Source organism: Pseudomonas sp. SWRI92, assembly GCF_014268685.1.
Taxonomy (GTDB): Bacteria; Pseudomonadota; Gammaproteobacteria; order Pseudomonadales; family Pseudomonadaceae; genus Aquipseudomonas; species Aquipseudomonas marvdashtae.
Genome location: NZ_JABWQY010000001.1, coordinates 597,692 through 620,458 on the forward strand (window position 1 = coordinate 597,692; position 22,767 = coordinate 620,458).

Below are 22,767 nucleotides of genomic sequence, written 5' to 3' on the forward strand. Positions count from 1 at the left end.
GGTTTGCTCCCACGGTCCAGGCCCTTACAACCCCAGCTCGGAGAGCCCTGGATGATCGTCCGGGCGACGTCCCAGCGGCCAGCGGAACTTGCGCTCGCTTTCCTTGATCGGCAAGTCGTTGATGCAGGCGAAGCGGTTGGCCATCAAGCCGTTCTCGTCGAATTCCCAGTTTTCATTGCCATAGGAGCGGAACCAGTTGCCCGAGTCGTCGTGCCATTCATAGGCATAACGTACGGCGATGCGGTTGTCGGTGAACGCCCAGAGTTCCTTGATGAGTCGGTAATCCAGCTCCTTGGCCCATTTGCGGGACAGGAAAGCCTTGGCTTCTTCCCGGTTGTGAGCGAACTCGACGCGGTTACGCCATTGCGTGTCGAGGGTGTAGGCCAGCGAAACCTTCTGCGGATCGCGAGAGTTCCAGCCGTCCTCGGCCAGGCGGACTTTTTGAGTGGCCGTTTCGCGGGTGAAAGGCGGCAGGGGCGGGCGAACTTCAGCAGAGGATGACATGGCTTATCTCCAATAAGGAATGATGAGTTGCACTACTGTTTTAACGGCGTGTTTTTACAGCGTGCTTTTACGGCGGTCCTACGAACGAACCTGCGGATACGCGTGTCGCTTATTGTCCAGCCAGCAAGGTTTTCAGGACGTCCTGCGCTTGATCGGCGGCGTCGTGATCGCCCATGACCAAGGCCAGGGTGATGGCGCCGTCGATCAGGATCAGCACCTGTCGGGCCAGTACCTGCGGTTGTTCGACGCCGTGGTCAACGCACAAGCGGGTGATGTAGTCGAGCAGCTTCTGCTTGTGCATCTTCGCCACCTGGCGGACCGGGTCCTGCGGATCGCCGGTTTCGCCGCTGGTGTTGATGAAGGCGCAGCCGCGAAAGCCTTCGCTGGCGAACCAACCCTTGAGCACCGCAAACAGATTGAGCAACCGTGCAGCGGGCGTCGGCGCCTTGTCCACCTCGCTGCTGAACCAATGCATCCAGCGTTCGTCACGGCGCTTGAGGGCCGCGACCACCAGGTCCTCCTTGTTGGCGAAGTAGCGGTAGATGCTTTTCCTGGAGACGCCGGCGGTTTTCACCAACAGATCCATGCCGGTGGCCGCGATGCCATTTCTGTAGATCAGCTTTTCGGCGACGTCGAGGATGATATCTCGTGTTTCATTGCCAGTGGTTTCATTCATGCCACAAACAGTAGAACGATCGTTCTTCATGGTCAAATAATTTTTTCGTGGGCACGCGGAGGCCCAAAACCCTCGCGTCATGGTGTAAGCTCATCGGTTCTTCGGATTCGACCTTTTGCGAGCCCTATGCCGTCGCTTTTCAAACGCTCCCTGCTGCCCAAGTTGCGCAGCTTTGCACTCACCGCCGATGCCGTGACCATCCTTGATGGTGCCGCCGAATTCCGCCGTTGCCTGCTGGAAAAAATCGCCCAGGCCACCCAGCGCATCTACATCGTGGCGCTGTATCTGCAACAGGATGAGGCCGGTCAGGAAATTCTCGATGCCTTGCATGCCGCCAAAGCTGCGCGCCCCGAGCTGGAGGTGGTCGTGGTGGTGGACTGGCTGCGTGCCCAGCGCGGCCTGATCGGCGCCAAGAAGCAGCCGGGCAATTCGGCGTGGTATCAGGAACAGACCCGCAGCCACGCCAGTGAAGTGCCGATCTACGGCGTACCGGTGCAGACCCGCGAGTTGTTTGGCGTGTTGCACTTGAAAGGCTTCGTGATCGACGATTGCGTGCTCTATAGCGGCGCGAGCCTGAACAACGTCTACCTGCACAAATTCGACAAATACCGCTACGACCGCTACCACCTGCTGCACAACACTGCGCTGGCCGATTCGATGCATCACCTGGTGCAACACGGTCTGATCACCTCCAAGGCCGTGCATCGCCTCGACCTGCCGAACCTGCCCAGCACCCGCAGCTTGCGCAACGACATCGGCGACCTGCGCAGTCGCCTCAAATACGCGACGTACGACACCACGGCTGGCAGCCTCGATAAGAATGGCCTGTCGGTCAGCCCGCTGCTGGGCGTCGGCAAGAACAACCCGCTGAGCCGGGTGATTGGCGAGCTGATCGACAGCAGCCGTCAGCAACTGACGATCTGCACGCCATACTTCAATTTGCCGTTGGCCGTGACTCGGGAAATCAATCGTGCGCTGGCTCGCGGAGTGCAGATCGATATCATCGTCGGCGACAAGACCGCCAACGATTTCTATATTCCGCCCAGCGAGCCGTTCAAGATCATCGCGGCGTTGCCCTATCTGTACGAAATCAGCCTGCGCCGCTTCGCCAAGCGCCACCAGCGCTACATCGACAGCGGCCAGTTGAACCTGCACTTATGGCGTGACGGCGACAATACCTATCACCTCAAGGGCATGTGGGTCGACGACCGCTACACCTTGCTCACCGGCAACAACCTCAACCCGCGGGCCTTTCGCCTGGACCTGGAAAATGCCCTGTTGCTTGACGACCCCAAGGGCGAATTGCTCGGGCCGCGACAGACTGAGCTGGAGCAGATCTATCGGCACACCCGCCGGATCGAAAGCTATCTGGACCTGGAAACCCTGCCGGACTATCCGGCGGCGGTGGGCAAGTTCCTCAAGCGCGTCAGCCGGGTGCGAATAGAGCGTCTGCTTTACCGGATCCTGTGAACGCCCGCGCCATGTTGGAAAAAGACACCATTTCCACCCACTTGGTGCGCGAGGCGCTGTTGCAAAGCTGTGCCCCCGGCGAGGCGACCGATGAGGTGCTGCGCAAGGTGGGCATCGACCCGGCATTGCTCGACGATGCCCAGGCGCGAGTCCCGGCCCACGCCTATGCGCAGCTCTGGCGTTTGCTGGCCAGGCGTCTGGACGACGAATTCTTCGGCATGGACCCGCGCAAGCTCAAGTCCGGCAGCCTGGCCTTCCTGTGCCAGTGCGCCATGGCCCAGCCAACGCTGGCGGCCGGGCTGACCGCGGGGCTGGGTTTCCTGTCGCTGATGCTCGAACACCTGCCGGCCCAGTGGGTCCGCCAGCAAAGCCTGGCGGAAATCGTCCTGCTGGAAGACGAGCAGGACCCGCGCCGGGCGTTTACCTATTTCACTTATTGGATGATCGTCCATGGCGTGGCCTGTTGGCTGGCCGGGCGACGCATTCCGATCCTGTCCGTCGAGTTGCGCTGCCCGGCGCCGGATTTCTGCGACGACTACCGCGTCATGTTCTCCCAGAACCTGCGCTTCGACCGGCCCCGTACCCGGATGATCTTCGCCGCCGATTGCCTGGACCTGCCCATTCGACGCAGCCCCGAGGAACTCAAGCGCTTCCTGGCTCGAGCCCCGGCGAACATCCTGGTCAAATACCGCGACCCGCAAAGCCTCTCTAGCCGCATCCGCCAGGACCTGCGTCAGTTGCCCGCCGAACAGTGGCCGGAAACCGAGGCTTTGGCCCAGCAGCTGTGCGTTTCCGCCTCGACCCTGCGCCGACGCCTGGCGGAGGAGGGGCAAACGTACCAAGGCCTCAAGGACAGCGTGCGCAAGGAGCTGGCAATCGCCTGGCTGGCCGAGCCTGCTATCAGCTTCGTCGAAATCGCCTCGCGCCTGGGGTTTGCCGATGCCAGTTCGTTCTACAAGGCGTTTCGCAAATGGTCCGGGTCCAATCCGGGGCACTATCGCACGTTGATTCTCAACGACCTCAGCTGACCCGGTCCCCTGTTGACAGCCCTGCTGCCAACCATTGCCCGACACCATGGCCAAAGCAGTCAAGCAATTTGAGGGCTTTGACCATTGCCGCCCAGGCCCTTCGGCGCGAGTATTTCCCTGCTATTCACGGTTCCCCCAACCAATAAAAAGTACAGAGGGATTCTGGTCATGCGCGATTACTCGTCCGCCACCTCGCAGTTCGATTACCTGCACACCGTCAATGCCGCCTTGCACGGCTCGCTCGAAGCGCTCAATGCCTGCGTCGAATGTTGCGATCGCCACGCGTTGCCGGGGCGCATCGCCTTGTTCTGGGAGGGCCGTGACGGCAGCGACGCGACCTGGACTTACCGCGACCTGCAGGACAACGCCGCGCGTTTCGCCAATTTCCTTCGAGCCCAGGGCGTGGGCAAGGGCGACAAGGTCGCCGGCCTGTTGCCGCGCAATGCGGAACTGTTGATCGTGGTGCTCGCCACCTGGCGTATCGGCGCGGTGTACCAGCCGCTGTTCACCGCGTTCGGCCCCAAGGCCATCGAGCACCGGCTGACCAGCTCGGGCGCGCGAGTGGTGGTGACCGACGCCAGCAACCGGCCCAAGCTCAATGAGGTTGCCGACTGCCCAACCATCGTCACGGTCGGCGGCGACAAGGGCCAGGGCATTGTTCGCGGCGACTTCAGTTTCTGGGCCGAACTGGCCAACCACTCAAACCAGTGCGAACCGCTGATGCTGACCGGCGAGGATCCGTTCCTGCTGATGTTCACCTCCGGCACCACGGGGCCGGCCAAGGCGCTGTCGGTGCCGCTCAAGGCCATCGTCGCGTTTCAGAACTACATGCGTGACGCCGTGGACCTGCGGCCCGAGGACGCGTTCTGGAACGTCGCCGACCCGGGCTGGGCCTATGGCATTTATTTCGGCGTGACCGGGCCACTGGCGCTGGGACATCCGATCACGTTCTACGACGGTCCGTTCACCCTGGAAAGCACCTGCCGGATCATAAACAAGTACGGCATCACCAATCTGGCTGGCTCGCCTACGGCTTATCGCCTGCTGATCGCTGGCGGCGAGCAGTTCGCCCGGTCGATCAAGGGCAAGCTGCGCATCGTCAGCAGCGCCGGTGAGCCGCTGAACCCGGAAGTGATCCGCTGGTTCGCCGACAACCTGAACGTGGTCATTCACGATCATTACGGCCAGACCGAATTGGGCATGGTCCTGTGCAATCACCATGGTCTGGAGCATCCGGTGCACCTCGGTGCTGCCGGTTTTGCCTCGCCAGGCCATCGGATCGTGGTGCTGGACGAAAATCACCGGGAATTGGGCGTTGCCCAGCCCGGTATTCTCGCTGTCGACCGCAGCCAGTCGCCCATGTGCTGGTTCGCCGGTTATGAAGGCGGACCGACCAAGGCCTTCGTCGGCGATTACTACCTGAGCGGCGATACCGTTGAGCTCAACCCCGACGGCAGCATCAGCTTCGTGGGGCGCAGCGACGACGTGATTACCACCTCCGGTTACCGCGTCGGTCCGTTCGACGTCGAAAGCGCGCTGATCGAGCATCCGGCCGTTGTCGAGGCCGCGGTAATCGGCAAACCGGACCCTGAACGCACCGAGCTGGTGAAAGCTTTCGTGGTGCTCGGCGCCCAATACCGCGCCGCGCCGGAGCTGGCCGAGGAACTGCGCCAGCACGTGCGCCAGCGCCTGGCGGCCCATGCCTATCCCCGCGAAATCGAATTTGTCAGCGACTTGCCGAAAACCCCAAGCGGCAAATTGCAGCGCTTTATCTTGCGCAACCAGGAAATCGCCAAGGCTCAAGAGGCAATGGCGAAGAACGTTTCAGCTTGAACCCAAGGAAACCATGATGCAGATCGACAACAAGATTTTCCTCGTCAGCGGCGGCGCTTCCGGCCTCGGTGCGGCCACCGGTGAAATGCTGGTCAAGGCCGGCGCCAAGGTCATGCTGGTAGACCTCAACGCCGACGCCGTGGCCGCCCAGGCGCAAAAGCTCGGTTGCCGCAGCGTGGTGGCAGACATTAGCAACGAAGCCGCGGCCGAAGCGGCGGTCAAGGCCACCCTCGATGCGTACGGTGGACTGAATGGCCTGGTGAACTGCGCCGGTATCGTGCGCGGCGAGAAGATCCTCGGCAAGAACGGCCCGCATGCCCTGGCCAGCTTCAGCCAGGTGATCAACGTCAACCTGATCGGCAGCTTCAACCTGCTGCGCCTGGCGGCGGCGGCCATCGCCGAAACCGAGGCCAGCGCCGACGGCGAGCGCGGGGTGATCATCAATACCGCGTCGGTGGCAGCTTTTGACGGTCAGATTGGCCAAGCCGCCTACGCGGCATCCAAGGGCGCGATTGCCAGCCTGACCTTGCCCGCCGCTCGCGAACTGGCACGCTTCGGCATCCGCGTGATGACCATTGCCCCCGGCATTTTCGAGACCCCGATGATGGCCGGCATGACCCCGCAGGTGCGCGACTCCCTGGCCGCCGGCGTGCCGTTTCCGCCGCGCCTGGGCAAACCCGCCGAGTACGCCGCGCTGGTCCGGCATATCATTGAAAACAGCATGCTCAACGGTGAGGTGATCCGTCTCGACGGTGCCTTGCGCATGGCAGCCAAGTAGGAGAATGTTCATGTCAAACGATCCGATTGTCATCGTCAGCGCCGTCCGCACCCCAATGGGCGGCTTCCAGGGCGAACTGAAAAGCCTCACCGCACCGCAACTCGGTTCCGCCGCGATCAAGGCCGCCGTGGAGCGAGCCGGCATTTCGCCGGAGGCGGTTGAAGAAGTGCTGTTCGGTTGCGTTCTCGCCGCGGGGCAGGGCCAGGCACCGGCACGCCAGGCGGCACTGGGCGCCGGGCTCGACAAATCGACCCGTTGCACCACGCTCAACAAGATGTGCGGTTCGGGCATGGAAGCGGCGATTCTCGCCCATGACATGCTCGTCGCCGGCAGCGCCGACGTCGTGATCGCCGGCGGCATGGAGAGCATGTCCAACGCCCCGTACCTGCTGGACCGCGCCCGCAGCGGCCTGCGCATGGGCCACGGCAAAGTGCTCGACCACATGTTCCTCGACGGCCTCGAAGACGCCTATGACAAGGGCCGCCTGATGGGCACCTTCGCCGAAGACTGCGCCCAAACCAATGGCTACAGCCGTGAAGCCCAGGATGCCTTTGCCATCGCGTCCACCACCCGCGCCCAGCAGGCGATCAAGGACGGCAGCTTCGACGCCGAGATCGTGCCGGTGCAGGTCATGGTCGGCAAGGAGCAGGTCACCGTGCGTCACGACGAGCAGCCGCCCAAGGCGCGCATCGACAAGATCGCCACGCTCAAGCCAGCCTTTCGCGAAGGCGGCAGCGTGACGGCGGCCAATGCCAGTTCGATTTCCGATGGCGCCGCGGCCTTGGTGCTGATGCGCCAGAGCCAGGCGCAACAGCGCGGCTTGACGCCGCTGGCGGTCATTCGTGGGCATGCGGCGTTTGCCGACGCCCCAGGCTTGTTTCCAACCGCGCCGATTGGTGCGGTAAAGAAATTGATGGGCAAGACTGGCTGGGCGCTGGACGAGGTCGACCTGTTCGAGGTCAACGAAGCCTTCGCCGTGGTGGGGCTGGTGACCATGGACAAGCTGGAAATTCCCCATGACAAGGTCAACATCCACGGCGGCGCCTGCGCGTTGGGCCACCCGATCGGCGCGTCCGGCGCGCGAATCCTCGTGACCCTGTTGTCGGCCCTGCGCCAGAAGGGCCTCAAGCGCGGCGTCGCGGCCATCTGCATCGGCGGCGGCGAAGCCACGGCCATGGCCGTTGAATGCCTGTACTAAGGAATCACCACCATGCTTGCGACTGAAGAACAAACCCAAATCCGCGACATGGCCCGGCAGTTCGCCCAGGAGCGCCTGAAACCGTTCGCCGCCGAATGGGACCGCGAACACCGTTTCCCTCGCGAAGCCATCGGTGAAATGGCCGAGCTGGGCTTTTTCGGCATGTTGGTGCCGGAGCAGTGGGGCGGCTGTGACACCGGTTACCTGGCCTATGCGATGACCCTGGAAGAAATCGCCGCCGGCGACGGTGCCTGCTCGACCATCATGAGCGTGCATAACTCGGTGGGTTGCGTGCCGATTCTCAAGTTCGGCACCGATGAGCAAAAGGAGAGATTCCTCACACCCCTGGCCAGCGGGGCGATGCTCGGCGCCTTCGCCCTGACCGAGCCCCAGGCTGGATCGGACGCCAGCAGCCTGAAGACTCGGGCGCGGTTGGAGGGGGACCATTACGTGCTCAACGGTTGCAAACAGTTCATCACCTCCGGGCAGAACGCCGGGGTGGTGATCGTGTTTGCGGTCACCGACCCGAGCGCCGGCAAGCGTGGCATCAGCGCCTTCATCGTGCCCACCGATTCACCGGGCTACAGTGTGGCGCGGGTCGAGGACAAACTCGGCCAGCACGCCTCCGACACCTGCCAGATCCTGTTCGAGGACGTGAAGGTGCCAGTGGGCAATCGGCTCGGGGAGGAGGGTGAGGGCTACAAGATTGCCCTGGCGAACCTGGAAGGCGGGCGGGTCGGCATCGCCGCGCAGTCGGTGGGCATGGCCCGGGCAGCGTTCGAAGCCGCTCGCGACTATGCGCGCGAACGGCAAAGCTTCGGCAAGCCGATCATCGAGCACCAGGCCGTGGCGTTCCGCCTGGCCGACATGGCGACCCAGATCGCCGTGGCGCGGCAGATGGTCCACTATGCCGCCGCGCTGCGCGATGACGGCCAGCCGGCGCTGGTGGAAGCGTCCATGGCCAAGCTCTTCGCTTCGGAAATGGCCGAGAAGGTCTGCTCCATGGCGTTGCAGACACTGGGCGGTTACGGTTACCTCAACGACTTCCCGCTGGAGCGCATCTACCGCGACGTGCGGGTCTGCCAGATCTATGAAGGCACCAGCGACATCCAGCGCATGGTCATTTCGCGCAATCTTTGAACAGGAGTCACGCATGAATTACGAAACGATTCTATTGGAGATCAAGGACCGCGTCGGCCTGATTACCCTCAACCGTCCCCAGGCGCTGAACGCCCTGAATGCGCAGATCGTCAGCGAGCTGAACCAGGCGTTGGACAGTCTGGAAGCCGATCCGAAGATTGGTTGCATCGTCCTGACCGGCTCGAAAAAAGCTTTCGCCGCCGGTGCCGACATCAAGGAGATGGCCGAGCTGACCTATCCGCAGATATATCTGGACGATTTGTTCAGCGACAGCGACCGCGTCGCCAACCGTCGCAAGCCGATCATTGCCGCTGTGAATGGCTTTGCCCTGGGTGGCGGCTGCGAGCTGGCGTTGATGTGCGATTTCATCCTGGCTGGCGATAACGCCAAGTTTGGCCAGCCGGAAGTCAACCTCGGCGTGTTGCCGGGCATGGGCGGCACCCAGCGCCTGACCCGTGCGGTGGGCAAGGCCAAGGCCATGGAAATGTGCCTGACCGGGCGCTTTATCGATGCGGTCGAAGCGGAGCGCTGCGGCATCGTCGCACGCATCGTTCCGGCCGATGAATTGCTGGACGAGGCGCTGAAAACCGCGGCGTTGATCGCGTCCAAATCCGTGCCCATCAGCATGATGATCAAGGAAAGCGTCAACCGCGCCTTTGAAGTCAGCCTGTCGGAAGGCGTGCGTTTCGAACGCCGGGTATTCCACGCCGCATTTGCCACGCAGGATCAGAAGGAAGGCATGGCCGCATTCGTGGCCAAGCGTGCGGCGGAGTTCCAGGACAAGTAATAGAGGAAAGTCCACAGTGGGGCGGGGTTGAACGCCCCCGTGGCGAGGGAGCTTGCTCCCGCTGGCCTGCGCAGCAGGCCCCTGCGGTTCTTCAGGTGAACTGCATTGACCGATTTGCGACTGCTGCGCAGCCGAGCGGGAGCAAGCTCCCTCGCCACGGGGATTTGATTGCCACCGCGATTGAACTCGCGAAGCTTTACACCAAGTAGTGCTTGAGCTCTCGGGCAATGACCATCCGCTGGATCTCGCTCGAACCCTCGTAGATCTGGGTAATCCGCGCATCGCGGTAGTAGCGCTCCACCGGATAATCCTCGAGGTAGCCATACCCACCGTGGATTTGTATCGCCGAGGAGCAGACCTTTTCGGCCATCTCCGAGGCGAACAGCTTGGCCTGGGAGGCTTCCGACAGACAGGGTTTGCCGGCGCTGCGCAGTCGTGCGGCGTGCAGAATCAGCAGTCGGGCGGCGTTCAGGCGAGTGTGCATGTCGGCAAGCAGGTTGGCGATGCTCTGGTGCTCTATGATCGGCTTGTCGAACTGCACCCGGTCGCGGGCGTAGGCCAGGGCCGCTTCGAAGGCAGCTCGGGCGATGCCAAGGGCTTGGGCGGCGATACCGATGCGACCACCTTCGAGATTGGAAAGGGCGATGGCCAGGCCCTTGCCCCGCGCGCCCAATAGATTGGCTTCGGGGACGCTGCAGTCACTCAGGGTGACCGCGCAGGTGTCCGACGCGCGAATGCCCATCTTGTGTTCGGTGCGATCAACGATGAACCCCGGGGTGTCGGTCGGCACCAGGAACGCCGAGATGCCTTTCTTGCCCAGATCCGGGTCCGTCACGGCAAAGACAATCGCCAGTTTCGCGCGCTTGCCGTTGCTGACGAACTGCTTGGCACCATTGATGACCCATTGGCCGTCGCGCAATTCGGCCCGCGTGCGCAGATTGTGCGCCTCGGAGCCGGCCTGGGGTTCGGTCAGGCAGAAACAGCCAATCGCCTGGCCGCTGGCAAGGTCGGCCAACCAGGTCTTTTTCTGTTCGTCGGTGCCGAAATTCAGGACCGGACCGCAGCCCACCGAATTGTGGATGCTCATCAGTGCGCCGGTCGCACCGTCGCCCGCGGAGATTTCTTCCACGGCCAAGGCGTAGGCCACGTAATCGACATAGGTGCCGCCCCATTCTTCGGGCACCACCATGCCCAGCAGGCCCAGTTCGCCCATCTTCGCCACCAGACCATCGTCGATCCAGCCGGCTTTTTCCCAGGCCTGGGCGTGCGGCGCGATTTCGCCACGGGCAAAATCACGAGCCATGTCGCGGATCATCACTTGTTCTTCGGTCAGCTCAAGGTCATGCATGATTCAATTCCCGTGGTAGTCGAAGCCGTCGAAGAAACTCGCCACATGATCGGCGTCCAGCGCCTCCAGGGTCGGTGGATTCCAGCGCGGATTCTTGTCTTTATCGATCAGCAAGGCGCGCACGCCTTCGATCAGGTCACCGCGCTCGAACCATTGGCGGTCCAGGTGCAGTTCCAGGGCAAAACAGTCTTCCAGGCTCAGGCGACGGCCACGACGCAACATCTCCAGCGTCACCGCCATGGCCAAGGGCGAACGGGTTTCCAGCAGTTCGGCGGTTTTCAGTGCCCATTCATGGCTGTTGGCGACCGTGACCTGGCGCAACTGCTCGACCATGCTGGGCACATCGGGCAGCGCGAAGAAATGATCGATGGCCGGCCGCAAGTCGGCCAGGGGCGGGGCAGGGAGCTGCTGCACCGCCAGCTTGGCCAGCAGGCTTTGCAAATCCTTGAGCGGTGCGTCGTGCCATTCCAGGCGATCGAGACGCTCGTCGAGTTGTGCAAGCTTGCGGCTGTCGAGATACCAGTCGGCCAGTCCGCAATACAACGCGTCGGCGGCGCGGATCTGCACGCCGCTGACGCCCAGGTAGATGCCCAGCTCACCGGGGATGCGCGGCAGGAAATAGCTGCCGCCCACGTCCGGGAAGTAACCGATACCAACCTCGGGCATGCCCAGCCGGCTGCGTTCGGTCACCACCCGCAGGTCGGCGCCTTGTACCAGTCCCATGCCGCCGCCCAGCACAAAGCCGTCCATCAGCGCGAGGATCGGTTTGCGGTAGTGGTGGATCGTCAGGTCGAGGGCGTATTCCTCGACGAAGAAGTCTTCATGCAGGGTATCGCCCTGCTTGTGGCTGTCGTACAGCGAGCGGATATCGCCGCCGGCGCAGAACGCCTTGTCGCCGGCGCCACGCAGCACCACGGCGCGGATCTGCTGATCGCTGGCCCAGGTATCGAGTTGCTGCTGCAAGCTGCGCACCATGCCCAGGGTGAGGGCATTGAGGCCAGCGGGGCGGTTCAGGGTCAAGTGGCCGATGTGATTACGGACCTCGACCAGCACTTCGTAAGGCGCGGTTTCGATACCGCCCGCAGCTTGGGATGAAACCTGAACTGTCATCGCTAACTCCCTGCTTTTATTGTTCTTTGTAAATTTCGTCGCGCGTATCGGGATCGTAACAGCGCAAATTTGCATTGCACAACCGGGATACATGCAGGTCCTTTCTGCATATTTATAGCAGGCATGAGGTCAACCGCGACCCGACAGCACCTCGGTGATGCTGCGGCGCTTGGCGTAACGCTCGCTGGTATGGATTAATTGCTCGAGATCTTCGGGGGTTACGTCGAAAAACGCTTCCATTTCCTCAAGTGCCAGTTTCAAGTCTTCGGCGGTAATGGCCTGGCGATCGATGGGCGGGTGGTCGGCCGGGATGACCGCTACCGGCTCGCTGGCACGCTTGGGATAACGCACGCGGGTGAGGTTGTTATAGGCCAATGCGAACACGAGCAGGCCGCAGCCAGCCAGCATCGCAGCACCGAGCGCCTGCCAATCCAGCGCAACGATGGACGGATCGGCCAACACCAATGTCGCCGCCAGCGCGCCCGCCGGAGGGTGCAGGCAACGCAGCCAGCACATCAACACCAGCGCCATGCCGGCGGCCAGGCAAGCGCTGCCCAGCGTGCGGCCGAGCACATGGGCCACCAGCAACGCCAGGACGGAGGCGCACAGATAACCGCCGAATATTGACCAAGGCTGGGCGAGGGCACCCGACGAGACCGCAAACAGCAGCACAGCGGAGGCCCCGAGTGGGCCGATCAGGTGTTGCGCCACTTCCAGGCCGAACACTTGGCCACAGAGCCAGACACTGAACATTGTTCCCAGGGCCATGCCGATGGCGGCGCGGCTCCACTCGGTGGGACGGGTATTGATGGCAGCGGGGAACCAGCGAGAAAACATTAAGCGAGAATCCAAAAAACGAACAAAAAAAGGGGCTTACGGGAAAATCCCTGAAAGCCCTTTAAGTGTTCCAACAGTTGGGGGAGGAACGATGAACAGTGTGCCGCTCACGACCTTCGCTTACAAATTCATATTAATGCTGCTTGAGTGCACTTATTTTGATGTAAGGAGGCTCGTGCGCGCTTGGACGCCTCAAACCATGCCTGCTGGGCGACGGGCAAGTCCCGCGATTGTCCCCGGCCCATCGGGAAATAGGTAAAGCCTTTGTCGGCCATGCGATCCGGATCGTAGAGGTTTCGTCCGTCAAAAATCACCGGCGCCTTGAGTCGTTGCTGGATCAGTTGGAAATCCGGCGCCTTGAACGACTGCCATTCGGTGCAGATGATCAGCGCGTCGGCCCCTGCCAAGACCGATTCCGGCGTGCCCATGAGCATCAGCTTCGATTCATGGGGATAAAGCCTTTGGGTCTGCTGCATGGCTTCGGGGTCAAAGGCGCGGACGCTGGCCCCGGCGGCCCACAACGACTCCAGGAGCGTGCGGCTGGGGGCGTCGCGCATGTCATCGGTGTTGGGTTTGAAGGCCAGGCCCCACAGCGCAAAGGTCTTGCCCCGCAGATCGCCGCTATAGAACGCGTTGATGCGTTCGAACAGCTTGTGTTTCTGGCGCAGGTTGACGGTTTCCACCGCTTGCAGCAGGTCGCTCGAGCAATGCGCTTGCTCGGCGGTGTGGATCAGGGCGCGCATGTCCTTGGGAAAGCAGGACCCGCCATACCCGCACCCTGGATAAATGAAGTGGTAGCCGATGCGTGAGTCGGCGCCGATGCCCTGGCGCACCGACTCGATGTCTGCGCCCAAGTGTTCGGCCAGTTCGGCGATCTGGTTGATGAAGCTGATCTTGGTCGCCAGCATGCCGTTGGCCGCATATTTGGTCAGCTCGGCGCTGCGTACGTCCATGAACAGGATGCGGTCGTGGTTGCGGTTGAACGGCGCGTACAGTTCGCGCATGGTTTCGCGTACGTCCTCGCGCTCGCAACCGATGACGATGCGATCAGGGCGGCGGCAATCGGCGACGGCCGAGCCTTCCTTGAGAAACTCAGGGTTGGAGACGATATCGAACTGCAGCAAACGCCCGGCCTTGAGCAGGCATTTGTCGATGTGGGCCCTCAGGACATCGCCGGTGCCCACCGGCACGGTGGATTTCTCCACCACCACGACGGGGCGTATACGATAACGGGCGACCGCTTCGCCGACGGCCAGGACTTGGCGCAGATCCGCCGAGCCGTCGTCGCGCGAAGGGGTGCCGACGGCGATGAACAGCACCTGGCCATGCTCCACGGCGATCTGTTCGTCACAGGTGAAATGCAAGCGCCCGGCTTCAAGCCCCTCGCGCACCAGCGCCGCCAGCCCTGGCTCATAAATACTGACCTGGCCCTGGCGCAGGGTTTCGATCTTCTGCGCATCGATGTCCATGCACACCACGTCATGGCCCACTTCGGCCAACACGACGGCTTGCACCAATCCAACGTAACCACTGCCGAACACACTGATTTTCATGGCGGACTCCCTGGACCATCCCGAGCGGGCGCAACCCGCGGCTCGCCGCAGTGCGCCCATTCGAGGATAGGGCGGGGATGTTGCAGTTCACTGACAGGTCCGGGGGCTAACCTTCGTGCAGACGGTATTGCGCCGGCAGTTGCGCGACGAATTCGTCGACCACCTCCCGCGTCAGGCTGACAATGTCTTCTACCCGTTCCATGCCGGCGCCAGTGCGCCAGCTGGCAACGATATCCATCACCGACGGCAGCGGCACACCGTCTACCAAGGTCAAGGTGCCGTGGCTCAGCTCGCCCACCACCAACGCCGCAGGCATGGCGCCGATACCAAATCCATCGCGAACCAGGCGGGTAATGGCCGATGCCGAGTTCACGCAGTTGATACGCGGCGAGACGACGTTGGCTGAGTGCAGCATGTTGAGAAGGTCCTGGTGCGGCCGTGAGTTGCGCGAAAACGTCACGACGCGTTCTTGGGACAGATCCTCCAGCGAAGCGTAGTGCCGGTCATACACGGAGCCGGTACGCGCCACCCAATGCATGGGATAGCGTGTCAGGAGGGTGTTGCGCACGCTGTCCAGACGCAGGATGTCGGTCTGGAAAATGATGTCCTGATAGCCTTTTTCCAGCTGCGAGCAGAGGTTGCTCGCGGTATCGGCGGTCAGTTCGATTTCAAGCGCCGGGTAGCGCTCCATCAGCCGCGTCACCAAGGGACTGAGCCAGGTGTGGATCACCGTGTCCATTGCGCCGATGCGGATCCGCCCGCGCACTTGCCGCGGGTCCTTGATCACCGCTTTCATGCTCTGCATGGTGTCCATGATGCGTTCGGCGTATTCCAGCACCCGCTGGCCTTCGGAGGTGAGCGAGACACCTTTGGAATCGCGCACGAACAGGCGCACGCCCATTTCATCTTCCAGGGCCGCGATCCGGCTGGAAATGGAGGCCTGGGTGGTGAACAATTTTTCCGCCGTCAGGCGAAAACTCTTGAGGCGGGCGACCCAGACGAAGGTTTCGAGAAACTTGATATTCACTGGGACGCTACCTCGCAGCGGTCGTGGGGATTCAAACCGGGCCCCGAACGGGGGCGAGGGGATTGATCACGTACTCAAACACCTCTTCAAGCGCGGCTGGATCCGGCGCGTTATCGACCGCCGCTTCCGGGCGGCACCATGGATAATCCAGCCGCGATGCCCAAGCCATGACCCTCGGCAAATCAGCCGCGGGCAGGGTCTTCATGTGTTCGATGGTGATGGTCAGTCGTTCGGCCAACCTCGATTGCGGATCGAACGACCAGTCGTACAGGCCACAACCGACTCGCGCTTCACCGCTGTTCTTGTCTGACATCGCCACCAGCCATTTGCACTGGAACGTGTCGGCGTCTGCCAGCGGTGGGGGCGCCAGGCAGAACGTATAGACGTTTTCGAAGGCCTGGCCAAAACGGCTGACCAATACGTCGCCAATCGCGGCGCGGCCTTCGACATGGTCGGGAAACGCGATGGAACCGGTGCGCACGACCATGTCCAGGATAGCCACCGACGTAAAGGCCTGGCCCAGCAGATGGGGGCGGTTGCCGTCCTTGGCGCTGATGTAGTGTTGGATCGATAACCGAGCGGTGTTCATCGCGTGTCCTTCAGGTTGAAAAACTGCCTTGTTCGATTTTACAACTCACTGTTCCACAGGTCCGTCACCAGCATGCAACCCGGCGCGTGGGTGATGCACAACGGCGGACGAGACGCCTGGACCACCGATTGGGGCGTTACGCCGCAAGCCCAGAACACCGGTATTTCATCCGCTTCGACCGGCACCGCATCACCGTAGTCCGGCGCGTCCAGCGAGTGAATGCCGATCAGCGCAGGGTCGCCGATGTGTATTGGAGCGCCGTGGACGTTGGGCATGCGCCCGGTGATCTGGATTGCCTCGATCGCCGCGGCGGCTTTCATCGGCCGCATGGTCACGACCATTTTGCCAGACAGCCGCGCGGTCGGGCGGGTATCGATGCTGGTGCGGAACATGGCGACATTGCGCCCCAGGTCGATGTGCCTCAGACGGATACCGGCTTCCAGCAGCGGTTGCTCGAAGGAGAACGAGCAGCCGAGGGCGAAGGCCACCAGGTCATCCTGCCACAGGTGTTCGATGTCCAGCGGCTCTTCGCTCAACTCGCCGTGGCGGAAGACCCGGTAGCGGGGCACCTCGTGGCGAATATCGATGGCAACGCCGAGGTTGCGCAGGAACGGGTCGCCGGGTTCGCTGACGTCGAGCACCGGGCAGGCCTGGCGATTGAGGGTGCAGAACCGCAGGAATTCGTTGGCCCAGTCACCCGGCAGGATCACGATGTTGGCCTGCACCCGACCCTGGCCCAGGCCGCTGGTATGGCCTTGGTATCGACCGGCCGCGATGTTCTGGCGCAAGGCTTGGGGCGAACAAGGCTGCAACTGTTCGAATGAAAGGGCTGACGGGCTCATCTTGGGATCTCCATGGGTCTTTTTCTAATAAACCCTTTTAGAAAATCAGCACGACGGCGTCCAACAAGGAAAATCGGTACCCCCCGACAAGTAAAAGTTATTCAACGCTCGACAGGCCCGGTGCCGCCACCATGCGCTGCGGTCCCACGTCCGTGGCGTATTGGCAAACCACCTGGCGACTCATCTGTACGATGCTCTCGATCAGTTCGAGCCCAACCCCCGCGCGCCACGAGGCCACGACATCGAGCTGGGGCAGGGCGGTGCCAGGCTCCAGTTGAATCAACTCGCCCAGCGCCAGGGATTTTGCCACCAGCGCCGCCGGCAACGCGCCAATGCCGAAACCGTCGCCGATCAGGCGCGTCATCGCCGATACCGAGTTGACGCAACTGACCCTCGGCGCGCTGACGCCGTGGGCATGCAACAGGCTGAGCACATCCTGATGGGGCCGTGAATGTTTGACGAACGTGATGATGCGCTCGCTGGCCATGTCCATCAGCGAGGCATAGGGCCGGGCATAGATCGATTGGCTGGCGGCGATCCAGTGCATCGGGTAATGGCCCAATTCCAGGTTGCGCACGCTTTCGTGGCGGACCAGGTCCGTTTGGAACGCGATGTCCAGGTAACCTTTTTGCAGCTGCTCGCACAGGTTGCGCGCCGCGTCCGCGGTGATTTCGATCTCGATGGCGGGGAAGGCCTGCATCAGCATCGACATCAGCGGACTGAGCCACGTATGAATCACCGTGTCCATCACGCCAATGCGCACCAAACCCTGTTGCGGGGCGCTTTTGTCCAACGACTGCTTCAGGGCACGCTGGACCTCGAGCATCTGCTCGGCATATTCGAGCACCTTGATGCCTTCGGGCGTCAGCGACACGCCACGCGAGTCACGCACGAACAGGCGCAGGCCCAGTTCGTCTTCCAGCGAGGCAATCCGACTGGAAATCGCCGCCTGGGTGCTGAACATTTTCTCCGCGGTCAGGCTGAAGCTTTGCAGGCGCGCAACCCAGACGAAGGTTTCGAGGAACTTGAGATTCATGGGGGTTCTCTTGGCGTTTTCGTTCTTATGGTTGCAATTGTTACTCCAGGTCGAGCCTGAGCGGGCATCAAATTTTCTTATGCCCAAGCGTGCCTTTTTCCCGTTTGACGCGCTGATGGGCCGCTGGGAAGAATCCGTCCCACGACGCCCCGCCGGGTGCGTCGTCCCAACGACACTGCCCCACACAATAAACGAGGCGCGTACGCCGTCCCCGAAGGGACCGCTCGTGCCCAAAAAAAGGAGCACCCCCATGCCCCGTTTCATCGCGATCCGCTGGCGCGGTACACCGGCCGGTACCTTGCTCGGCCTCGGCCTGCTCGGCGCGCCGATAGCCCACGCCGACTTCTTGGACGACAGCAAAGCCAGCCTGGAGGCCCGCAACTTCTACTTCAACCGTGATTTCAGGCAAGAGGGCGCGCGGGACAAGGCCGAAGAGTGGGCGCAAGGCTTCTTGTTGCGCATCGAGTCGGGGTACACCGCCGGCGCCCTGGGTTTTGGCCTGGACGCCTTGGGCATGACCGGTTTCAAACTGGATTCCGGCGGCGGTACGGCGGGCACCAATTTGTTGCCGGCGGACTTGTCCGGCGGCTCCCAGGACCGCTACGGCGAAGTCGGCCTGACCGCCAAGATGCGCCTGTCCAACAGCACCCTGAAAGTGGGAACGCTGCAGATCAAGGACCCGGTCGTGAACTCCAACGACTCGCGCCTGTTGCCGGGAACCTTCAAGGGCGGGCTGCTGAGCGTCCAGGAAATCGACCGTTTGAAACTGACCGCCGGGCAGCTCACCCAGATCAATTTCGTCGACTCTACCGACTACCAGGACATGACCGCCAACCGCATTGGCGGCACCAGCGACCGCTTCCAGTTCGCCGGAGCCGACTATCAGTTCCTGCCGAATTTCACCGCTCAATACCGGTATGGCAAGCTTGCGGACGTCTATCAGCAGAACTACCTGGGCTTCGTCCATACCCTGGATCTGGGCCCCGGGCAGTCGTTGAAAAGTGACGTGCGCTATTCGCGCAGCACCGAGGACGGCAGCTTCCGCGCCATCGATAACCAGGCATTCGGTGCGCTGTTCACCTACAGCCTTGGCAGCCACGCCCTGGGCCTCGGCTATCAACGCATGAGCGGCGACGATCCGTTCCCGTATATCTCGCGCAGCGATCCCTACCTGGTCAACTTCGTGCAAATTGGCGATTTCGCCAACGTCGACGAGCGCTCCTGGCAGGCCCGGTACGACTACAACTTCGCCGCCCTCGGCGTGCCAGGGCTGACCTTCATGACCCGCTACATCAGCGGTGACAACGTCCAGCGCAGCGCCGCCGGCGAGGGCAAGGAATGGGAACGCAACACCGACATCGCCTATGTCATCCAGGACGGTACGTTGAAAGGGCTGGGTTTGAAATGGCGCAATGCAACGGTGCGCTCGAACTTCGGCAATGACCTGGATGAGAACCGGCTGATTGTCAGTTACACGATGGCGCTGTGGTGACGCCCCGCTGGGCGACCATCATGCCTTGACCCAGCGCTGACGGCTCCAACTGCTCAATGTGTCGACGGTGAAGACCAGCACCAACATGGCCAGGATCACCGTGCTGCCTTGGGCTTCCTGGAACAGGCTGAGGCTGACATAGAGCATCTGGCCCAGGCCGCCGGCACCGACAAAACCCAATACGCTGGCCATGCGTATGTTGTTTTCCCAGCGGTACAGCGTGTAGGCCAATAGCTGCGGCATCAGGTTGGGCAGGGTGCCGTAGCAAAAAGCCCAGAGCGCGCTGCCGCCTTGCAGGCGAATGGCGTCGGCGGCTTGCGACGGGGTGTTTTCCAGCGCCTCGGCAAACAGTCGGCCGAGCACTCCGACGGTGTGCAGGGCCAGTGCCAGCGTGCCGGCATTGGGACCGAGTCCCGCGGCGAACACCATCAACGCCGCCCACACCAGTTCCGGCACCGCGCGCAACGCGTTCAGCAACAGGCGCGACGCGCTTTGCAGGGGCCAGCCAAGTCGCCCGGCGGCAGGCAGCGCCAATGCCAACCCCAACACCGCCGCGAGCAGCGTGCCAACAGCAGACATGGCGATGGTTTCCAGCGCGCCGTGGCCGACTGCCTTCAGATAGGCCGGGCTCAGGTCGGGGCTGAGGAAGCGTTGCGCATAAGCGCCCATTTGCTTGAGGTTGGTGTTGTCAGCCAACGCCCCCAGGTCGATGCTCAGGTAGGCAAACGAGGCAACGACCGCCGCGCCAATGCCCAGCAGCATCAGCGTGTTGAGCAAGCGATTCATGCCAGCCTCCAACGCAGCAGGCGACTGAGCTGATCGGCGAGCAGCACCAGTGCCAGGAACATAAGCAGCAGGCTGGCGACTTCTCCGCCGGCGAACATGCGCAACGACAGGTCCATTTGCTGCCCCAGGCCACCCGCACCCACGAAGCCCATCACCACCGAGGCGCGGACGGCGCATTCCCAGCGATACACGGTGTACGACAGCAGCTCGGCGACGACGTTGGGCAGGATCCCGTAGCAGAATGCCGCGAGCCGGCCGCTACCGGCCTGCATCAAAGCGTGGGCCGGGCGCTGGTCGACCGACTCGTAGATTTCCGCGTAGACCTTGCCGAGCATGCCGCTGTAGGTGATGGCAATGGCCAACACCCCGGCGGTGGGGCCCAGGCCGACGGCGCGGACGAAGAGCAAGGCCCAGACGATTTCCGGCACGCTGCGCAGGAAAATCAGCAGGCCGCGTATCGGCCAACGCAGCCATTGTCCCCATTGACTGGGCCTACCGGCACGGTACGCAGCAGACAATGACAAAGCGCGGCTGGCCAGCAGGCTGGCCGGAACCGCAAACAGAAGCGCCAGGGCCATGCCGGCGGTGGCGATCGCCAAGGTCTGCAACGTGGCTTGCAGCAGCATCTCGACGAACGCCTCGTCATGGGCCGGCGGCCAGAACGCGGCGACGAACCGGCCCATTTCGCTCTGGCTGTCGCTGGCCAGCAGCACGCCAAGGTTCAATTCGCTGAATCGCAGGCCTGGCCACAACAGAATAAGAGCCAAAAGGGCCATAAGCAGGCGAGGGCGGGCAGCCGGGTCCCGGGAGTCACGCTTCAGCATCGGGGGATCTGCACGCTCGAGGATGGCGATGGACTCGACAAGGACGCCAGTTGTTCATTGGCATACAGCGTGTCGAGCTGCTTGCGGTCGACCGCCTCGGCCGGCAAATCGAAGAGGATCTGGCCGTCTCGCAAGCCAATGATCCGGGAGAAATGTCCGAGGGCCAGCTCCACCGCATGCAAGCTGGTAACCAGGGTCACGCGATGTTCCCGCGCGTGTTGGCAAAGGACGCTAAGGGTGTGCTCTGCCAGCACCGGGTCCATCGCCGATACCGGCTCGTCCGCCAACAGCACCTCGGGCGCCTGATACAGCACGCGGGCGATGCCGACCCGTTGCAGCTGTCCGCCGGACAACTGCTGGCATTGCGCGAACAGCTTGTCGTCCAGGTCCAGCCGGGCCAAGGCCGCCCGCGCTCCTGGAATATCCAGCGGGTGCAGCAGGTTCAGCAGGCTCTTGCCCATGCCCCATTGGCCCAGTTTGCCGGCCAGCACCGCCGTGACCACGCGCTGGCGCGGGGGCAGGGGCGGCGCCTGATGGATAAGACCGATGCGCGCGCGCAAGCGCTGACGCTGACGCGCCGAGAGTTCCCAGGCTGACTCGCCCAACACCTGAACCTCACCCTGAGCCGGACGCAGGGCAGTGGCCAGCACATTGAGCAAGCTGGATTTGCCAGCGCCCGACGGGCCGATGATAGCCACCTGTTCGCCCGCGCCAATGTGCAGGTCCACGCCACGCAACGCCTGGGCGCCGTTGGCGTGAATCACGCTGGCCTGGGTCAGACGCAGTGTCATTTGAGCAGGTCGGCGGCGCGTGCGGCTTCTTCGATGCCCTTGTAGTTTTCAGGCTTGGTTTCGATGAAGCGGCTGGCGGCTTGCAGGTCGAGGATTTCCTTGTCCTTCGGGTTCGCCGGGTCGAGCGCCAGGAACGCCGCCTTGATCTTGGACGCCAGCGCCGGGTCGAGGGTGCCGCGCACGGTCCAGTTGTAATCGAAGTACGCCGGGGTGGTGGCAAATACCCTGACCTTGTTGGTGTCGACCTTGCCGGCAGCCACCAGTTTTTCCCAGACGCTGGCGTTGAGCACACCGGCATCGACCTTGCCCGCCTGGACCCAGGCAGCGGTCGCGTCATGGGCGCCCGAGTAACCTACACGGCTGAAATAGCTTTCCGGCTTGATCCCGTCCTTGAGCATGAAATAACGCGGCATGAGGCTGCCCGAGGTGGACGAGATCGAGCCGAAGGCAAAGCTCTTGCCCTTGAGGTCGGCCAGGGACTTGACGGCAGGATCGGCGGTGATGAATTTGCTGGTGAACTGGGCATCCTGCTCACGTTGCACCAAGGGAATGGCGTTGCCGGTCTTCAAGCGTGCCTGCACGAAGGTGAAACCACCCAGCCAGGCCAGGTCGATCCGGTCGGTGGCCAGCGCCTCGACCACGGCGGGGTAGTCGCTTACCGGTATGAACTCCACTTTCATGCCAGTCTGTTGCTCCAGATAGGCACCCAGCGGCTTGAACTTGCGCAGCAGTTCGGTCGGCGCTTCATCGGGGATCGCGCTGACCTTCAAGGTGTCGGCGGCCTGGGCCAAAATCGAGCTAAAGGACAGGGTCAAACCGACGGCCAGGGCCAGGGTACGCTTGAGCATGAAAATCTCCGGTGCATGAAAGCAGGAATATTCAAGCGCCAGGCATCGGCCGGGCGCAGTGTGAGGGTAGACGAATAGAGGCGATTTTGATCGTTTCTACCGACCAGGTAAATCTCGACGAATTGCAATGCCGGGATCGTACAAGGTCAAACCAGTGAAGCAAGCGGTTCTTTGAAGGAATTGGTTACCGCCCGAATACACAATTCCTCACCACGGCTGCAGGTTGCCCATTCATTATTTATAGTCGCTTGCCCCGTCACCTTTCTGGAG

General features: G+C 62.4%; 22 protein-coding genes. 8 read left to right on the forward strand and 14 right to left on the reverse strand.

The window, feature by feature from the left end; genetic code table 11:
• Positions 1-24: 24 nt before the first annotated feature.
• Positions 25-504 (reverse strand): nuclear transport factor 2 family protein, encoded by a 480-nt coding sequence (locus tag HU762_RS02345; RefSeq protein WP_186632359.1) that lies wholly within the window; start codon positions 502-504, stop codon positions 25-27.
• Positions 505-613: 109 nt separating this feature from the next.
• The gene (locus HU762_RS02350) at positions 614-1,180 is read right to left on the reverse strand and encodes a TetR/AcrR family transcriptional regulator (RefSeq protein WP_186632362.1); all 567 of its coding nucleotides are present in this window, start codon (positions 1,178-1,180) and stop codon (positions 614-616) included.
• A gap of 126 nt (positions 1,181-1,306) precedes the next feature.
• Between HU762_RS02350 and pssA the strand changes: the two genes are divergently transcribed.
• From pssA to HU762_RS02385, 7 genes are all read left to right on the forward strand, one after another.
• Entirely contained in the window at positions 1,307-2,650 is a 1,344-nt protein-coding gene (gene pssA, locus HU762_RS02355; RefSeq protein ID WP_186632364.1) for a CDP-diacylglycerol--serine O-phosphatidyltransferase, read from the forward strand.
• An 11-nt stretch (positions 2,651-2,661) separates the two neighbouring features.
• The gene (locus HU762_RS02360; protein WP_186632367.1) at positions 2,662-3,678 is read left to right on the forward strand and encodes an AraC family transcriptional regulator; all 1,017 of its coding nucleotides are present in this window, start codon (positions 2,662-2,664) and stop codon (positions 3,676-3,678) included.
• Between the two features lie 168 nt (positions 3,679-3,846).
• Positions 3,847-5,511, forward strand: coding sequence for an AMP-binding protein (locus HU762_RS02365; protein WP_186632370.1), 1,665 nt, complete (start codon positions 3,847-3,849; stop codon positions 5,509-5,511).
• A gap of 16 nt (positions 5,512-5,527) precedes the next feature.
• A complete protein-coding gene (locus tag HU762_RS02370; RefSeq protein WP_186632373.1) occupies positions 5,528-6,289 on the forward strand; it encodes an SDR family NAD(P)-dependent oxidoreductase in 762 nt (253 codons plus the stop codon).
• A gap of 4 nt (positions 6,290-6,293) precedes the next feature.
• The gene (locus HU762_RS02375; RefSeq protein WP_186632376.1) at positions 6,294-7,487 is read left to right on the forward strand and encodes an acetyl-CoA C-acyltransferase; all 1,194 of its coding nucleotides are present in this window, start codon (positions 6,294-6,296) and stop codon (positions 7,485-7,487) included.
• Between the two features lie 12 nt (positions 7,488-7,499).
• Complete coding sequence (locus HU762_RS02380) at positions 7,500-8,627, forward strand: acyl-CoA dehydrogenase (RefSeq protein ID WP_186632379.1); 1,128 nt, start codon at positions 7,500-7,502, stop codon at positions 8,625-8,627.
• Positions 8,628-8,640: 13 nt separating this feature from the next.
• Positions 8,641-9,414: an enoyl-CoA hydratase gene (locus HU762_RS02385; protein WP_186632383.1), complete on the forward strand. Its 774-nt coding sequence runs from the start codon at positions 8,641-8,643 to the stop codon at positions 9,412-9,414.
• Positions 9,415-9,610: 196 nt separating this feature from the next.
• On the opposite strand, the gene HU762_RS02390 is transcribed toward HU762_RS02385, so the two are convergent.
• The 8 genes from HU762_RS02390 to HU762_RS02425 form a co-directional block, all read right to left on the reverse strand.
• Positions 9,611-10,762: an acyl-CoA dehydrogenase family protein gene (locus HU762_RS02390; RefSeq protein WP_186632386.1), complete on the reverse strand. Its 1,152-nt coding sequence runs from the start codon at positions 10,760-10,762 to the stop codon at positions 9,611-9,613.
• Between the two features lie 3 nt (positions 10,763-10,765).
• On the reverse strand, positions 10,766-11,872 hold the full coding sequence (locus tag HU762_RS02395; RefSeq protein WP_186632388.1) for an enoyl-CoA hydratase/isomerase family protein: 1,107 nt from the start codon (positions 11,870-11,872) through the stop codon (positions 10,766-10,768).
• A 129-nt stretch (positions 11,873-12,001) separates the two neighbouring features.
• On the reverse strand, positions 12,002-12,709 hold the full coding sequence (locus HU762_RS02400) for an HPP family protein (RefSeq protein ID WP_186632391.1): 708 nt from the start codon (positions 12,707-12,709) through the stop codon (positions 12,002-12,004).
• Between the two features lie 128 nt (positions 12,710-12,837).
• Positions 12,838-14,262 carry a UDP-glucose/GDP-mannose dehydrogenase family protein gene (locus tag HU762_RS02405; RefSeq protein WP_186632394.1) on the reverse strand — a complete coding sequence of 475 codons (1,425 nt, stop codon included), beginning with the start codon at positions 14,260-14,262 and terminating at the stop codon, positions 12,838-12,840.
• A gap of 106 nt (positions 14,263-14,368) precedes the next feature.
• Positions 14,369-15,289, reverse strand: a complete 921-nt coding sequence (locus HU762_RS02410; RefSeq protein ID WP_186632397.1) for a LysR substrate-binding domain-containing protein — start codon at positions 15,287-15,289, stop codon at positions 14,369-14,371.
• Between the two features lie 31 nt (positions 15,290-15,320).
• On the reverse strand, positions 15,321-15,878 hold the full coding sequence (locus tag HU762_RS02415) for a hypothetical protein (RefSeq protein ID WP_186632400.1): 558 nt from the start codon (positions 15,876-15,878) through the stop codon (positions 15,321-15,323).
• Between the two features lie 38 nt (positions 15,879-15,916).
• Positions 15,917-16,720 (reverse strand): putative hydro-lyase, encoded by an 804-nt coding sequence (locus HU762_RS02420; protein WP_186632403.1) that lies wholly within the window; start codon positions 16,718-16,720, stop codon positions 15,917-15,919.
• Between the two features lie 97 nt (positions 16,721-16,817).
• Positions 16,818-17,756 (reverse strand): LysR family transcriptional regulator, encoded by a 939-nt coding sequence (locus HU762_RS02425; RefSeq protein WP_186632407.1) that lies wholly within the window; start codon positions 17,754-17,756, stop codon positions 16,818-16,820.
• Between the two features lie 250 nt (positions 17,757-18,006).
• Here HU762_RS02425 and HU762_RS02430 point away from each other — a divergent pair, with 250 nt between their 5' ends.
• The gene (locus tag HU762_RS02430; protein ID WP_186632411.1) at positions 18,007-19,248 is read left to right on the forward strand and encodes an OprD family porin; all 1,242 of its coding nucleotides are present in this window, start codon (positions 18,007-18,009) and stop codon (positions 19,246-19,248) included.
• Positions 19,249-19,266: 18 nt separating this feature from the next.
• Here HU762_RS02430 and phnE read toward each other — a convergent pair whose 3' ends face one another.
• Genes phnE through HU762_RS02450 form a run of 4 tightly spaced genes read right to left on the reverse strand, consistent with a single transcriptional unit; the run spans position 19,267 to position 22,497 of the window.
• Complete coding sequence (phnE, locus tag HU762_RS02435; RefSeq protein WP_186632414.1) at positions 19,267-20,034, reverse strand: phosphonate ABC transporter, permease protein PhnE; 768 nt, start codon at positions 20,032-20,034, stop codon at positions 19,267-19,269.
• Complete coding sequence (locus HU762_RS02440; protein ID WP_186632416.1) at positions 20,031-20,858, reverse strand: ABC transporter permease subunit; 828 nt, start codon at positions 20,856-20,858, stop codon at positions 20,031-20,033. The genes phnE and HU762_RS02440 overlap by 4 nt, the downstream gene beginning before the upstream one ends.
• The gene (locus tag HU762_RS02445; protein WP_186632421.1) at positions 20,852-21,649 is read right to left on the reverse strand and encodes an ATP-binding cassette domain-containing protein; all 798 of its coding nucleotides are present in this window, start codon (positions 21,647-21,649) and stop codon (positions 20,852-20,854) included. Before HU762_RS02445 ends, HU762_RS02440 begins: the two co-directional genes overlap by 7 nt.
• Positions 21,646-22,497: a putative selenate ABC transporter substrate-binding protein gene (locus tag HU762_RS02450; RefSeq protein WP_186632424.1), complete on the reverse strand. Its 852-nt coding sequence runs from the start codon at positions 22,495-22,497 to the stop codon at positions 21,646-21,648. The genes HU762_RS02445 and HU762_RS02450 overlap by 4 nt, the downstream gene beginning before the upstream one ends.
• Positions 22,498-22,767 lie beyond the last annotated feature (270 nt).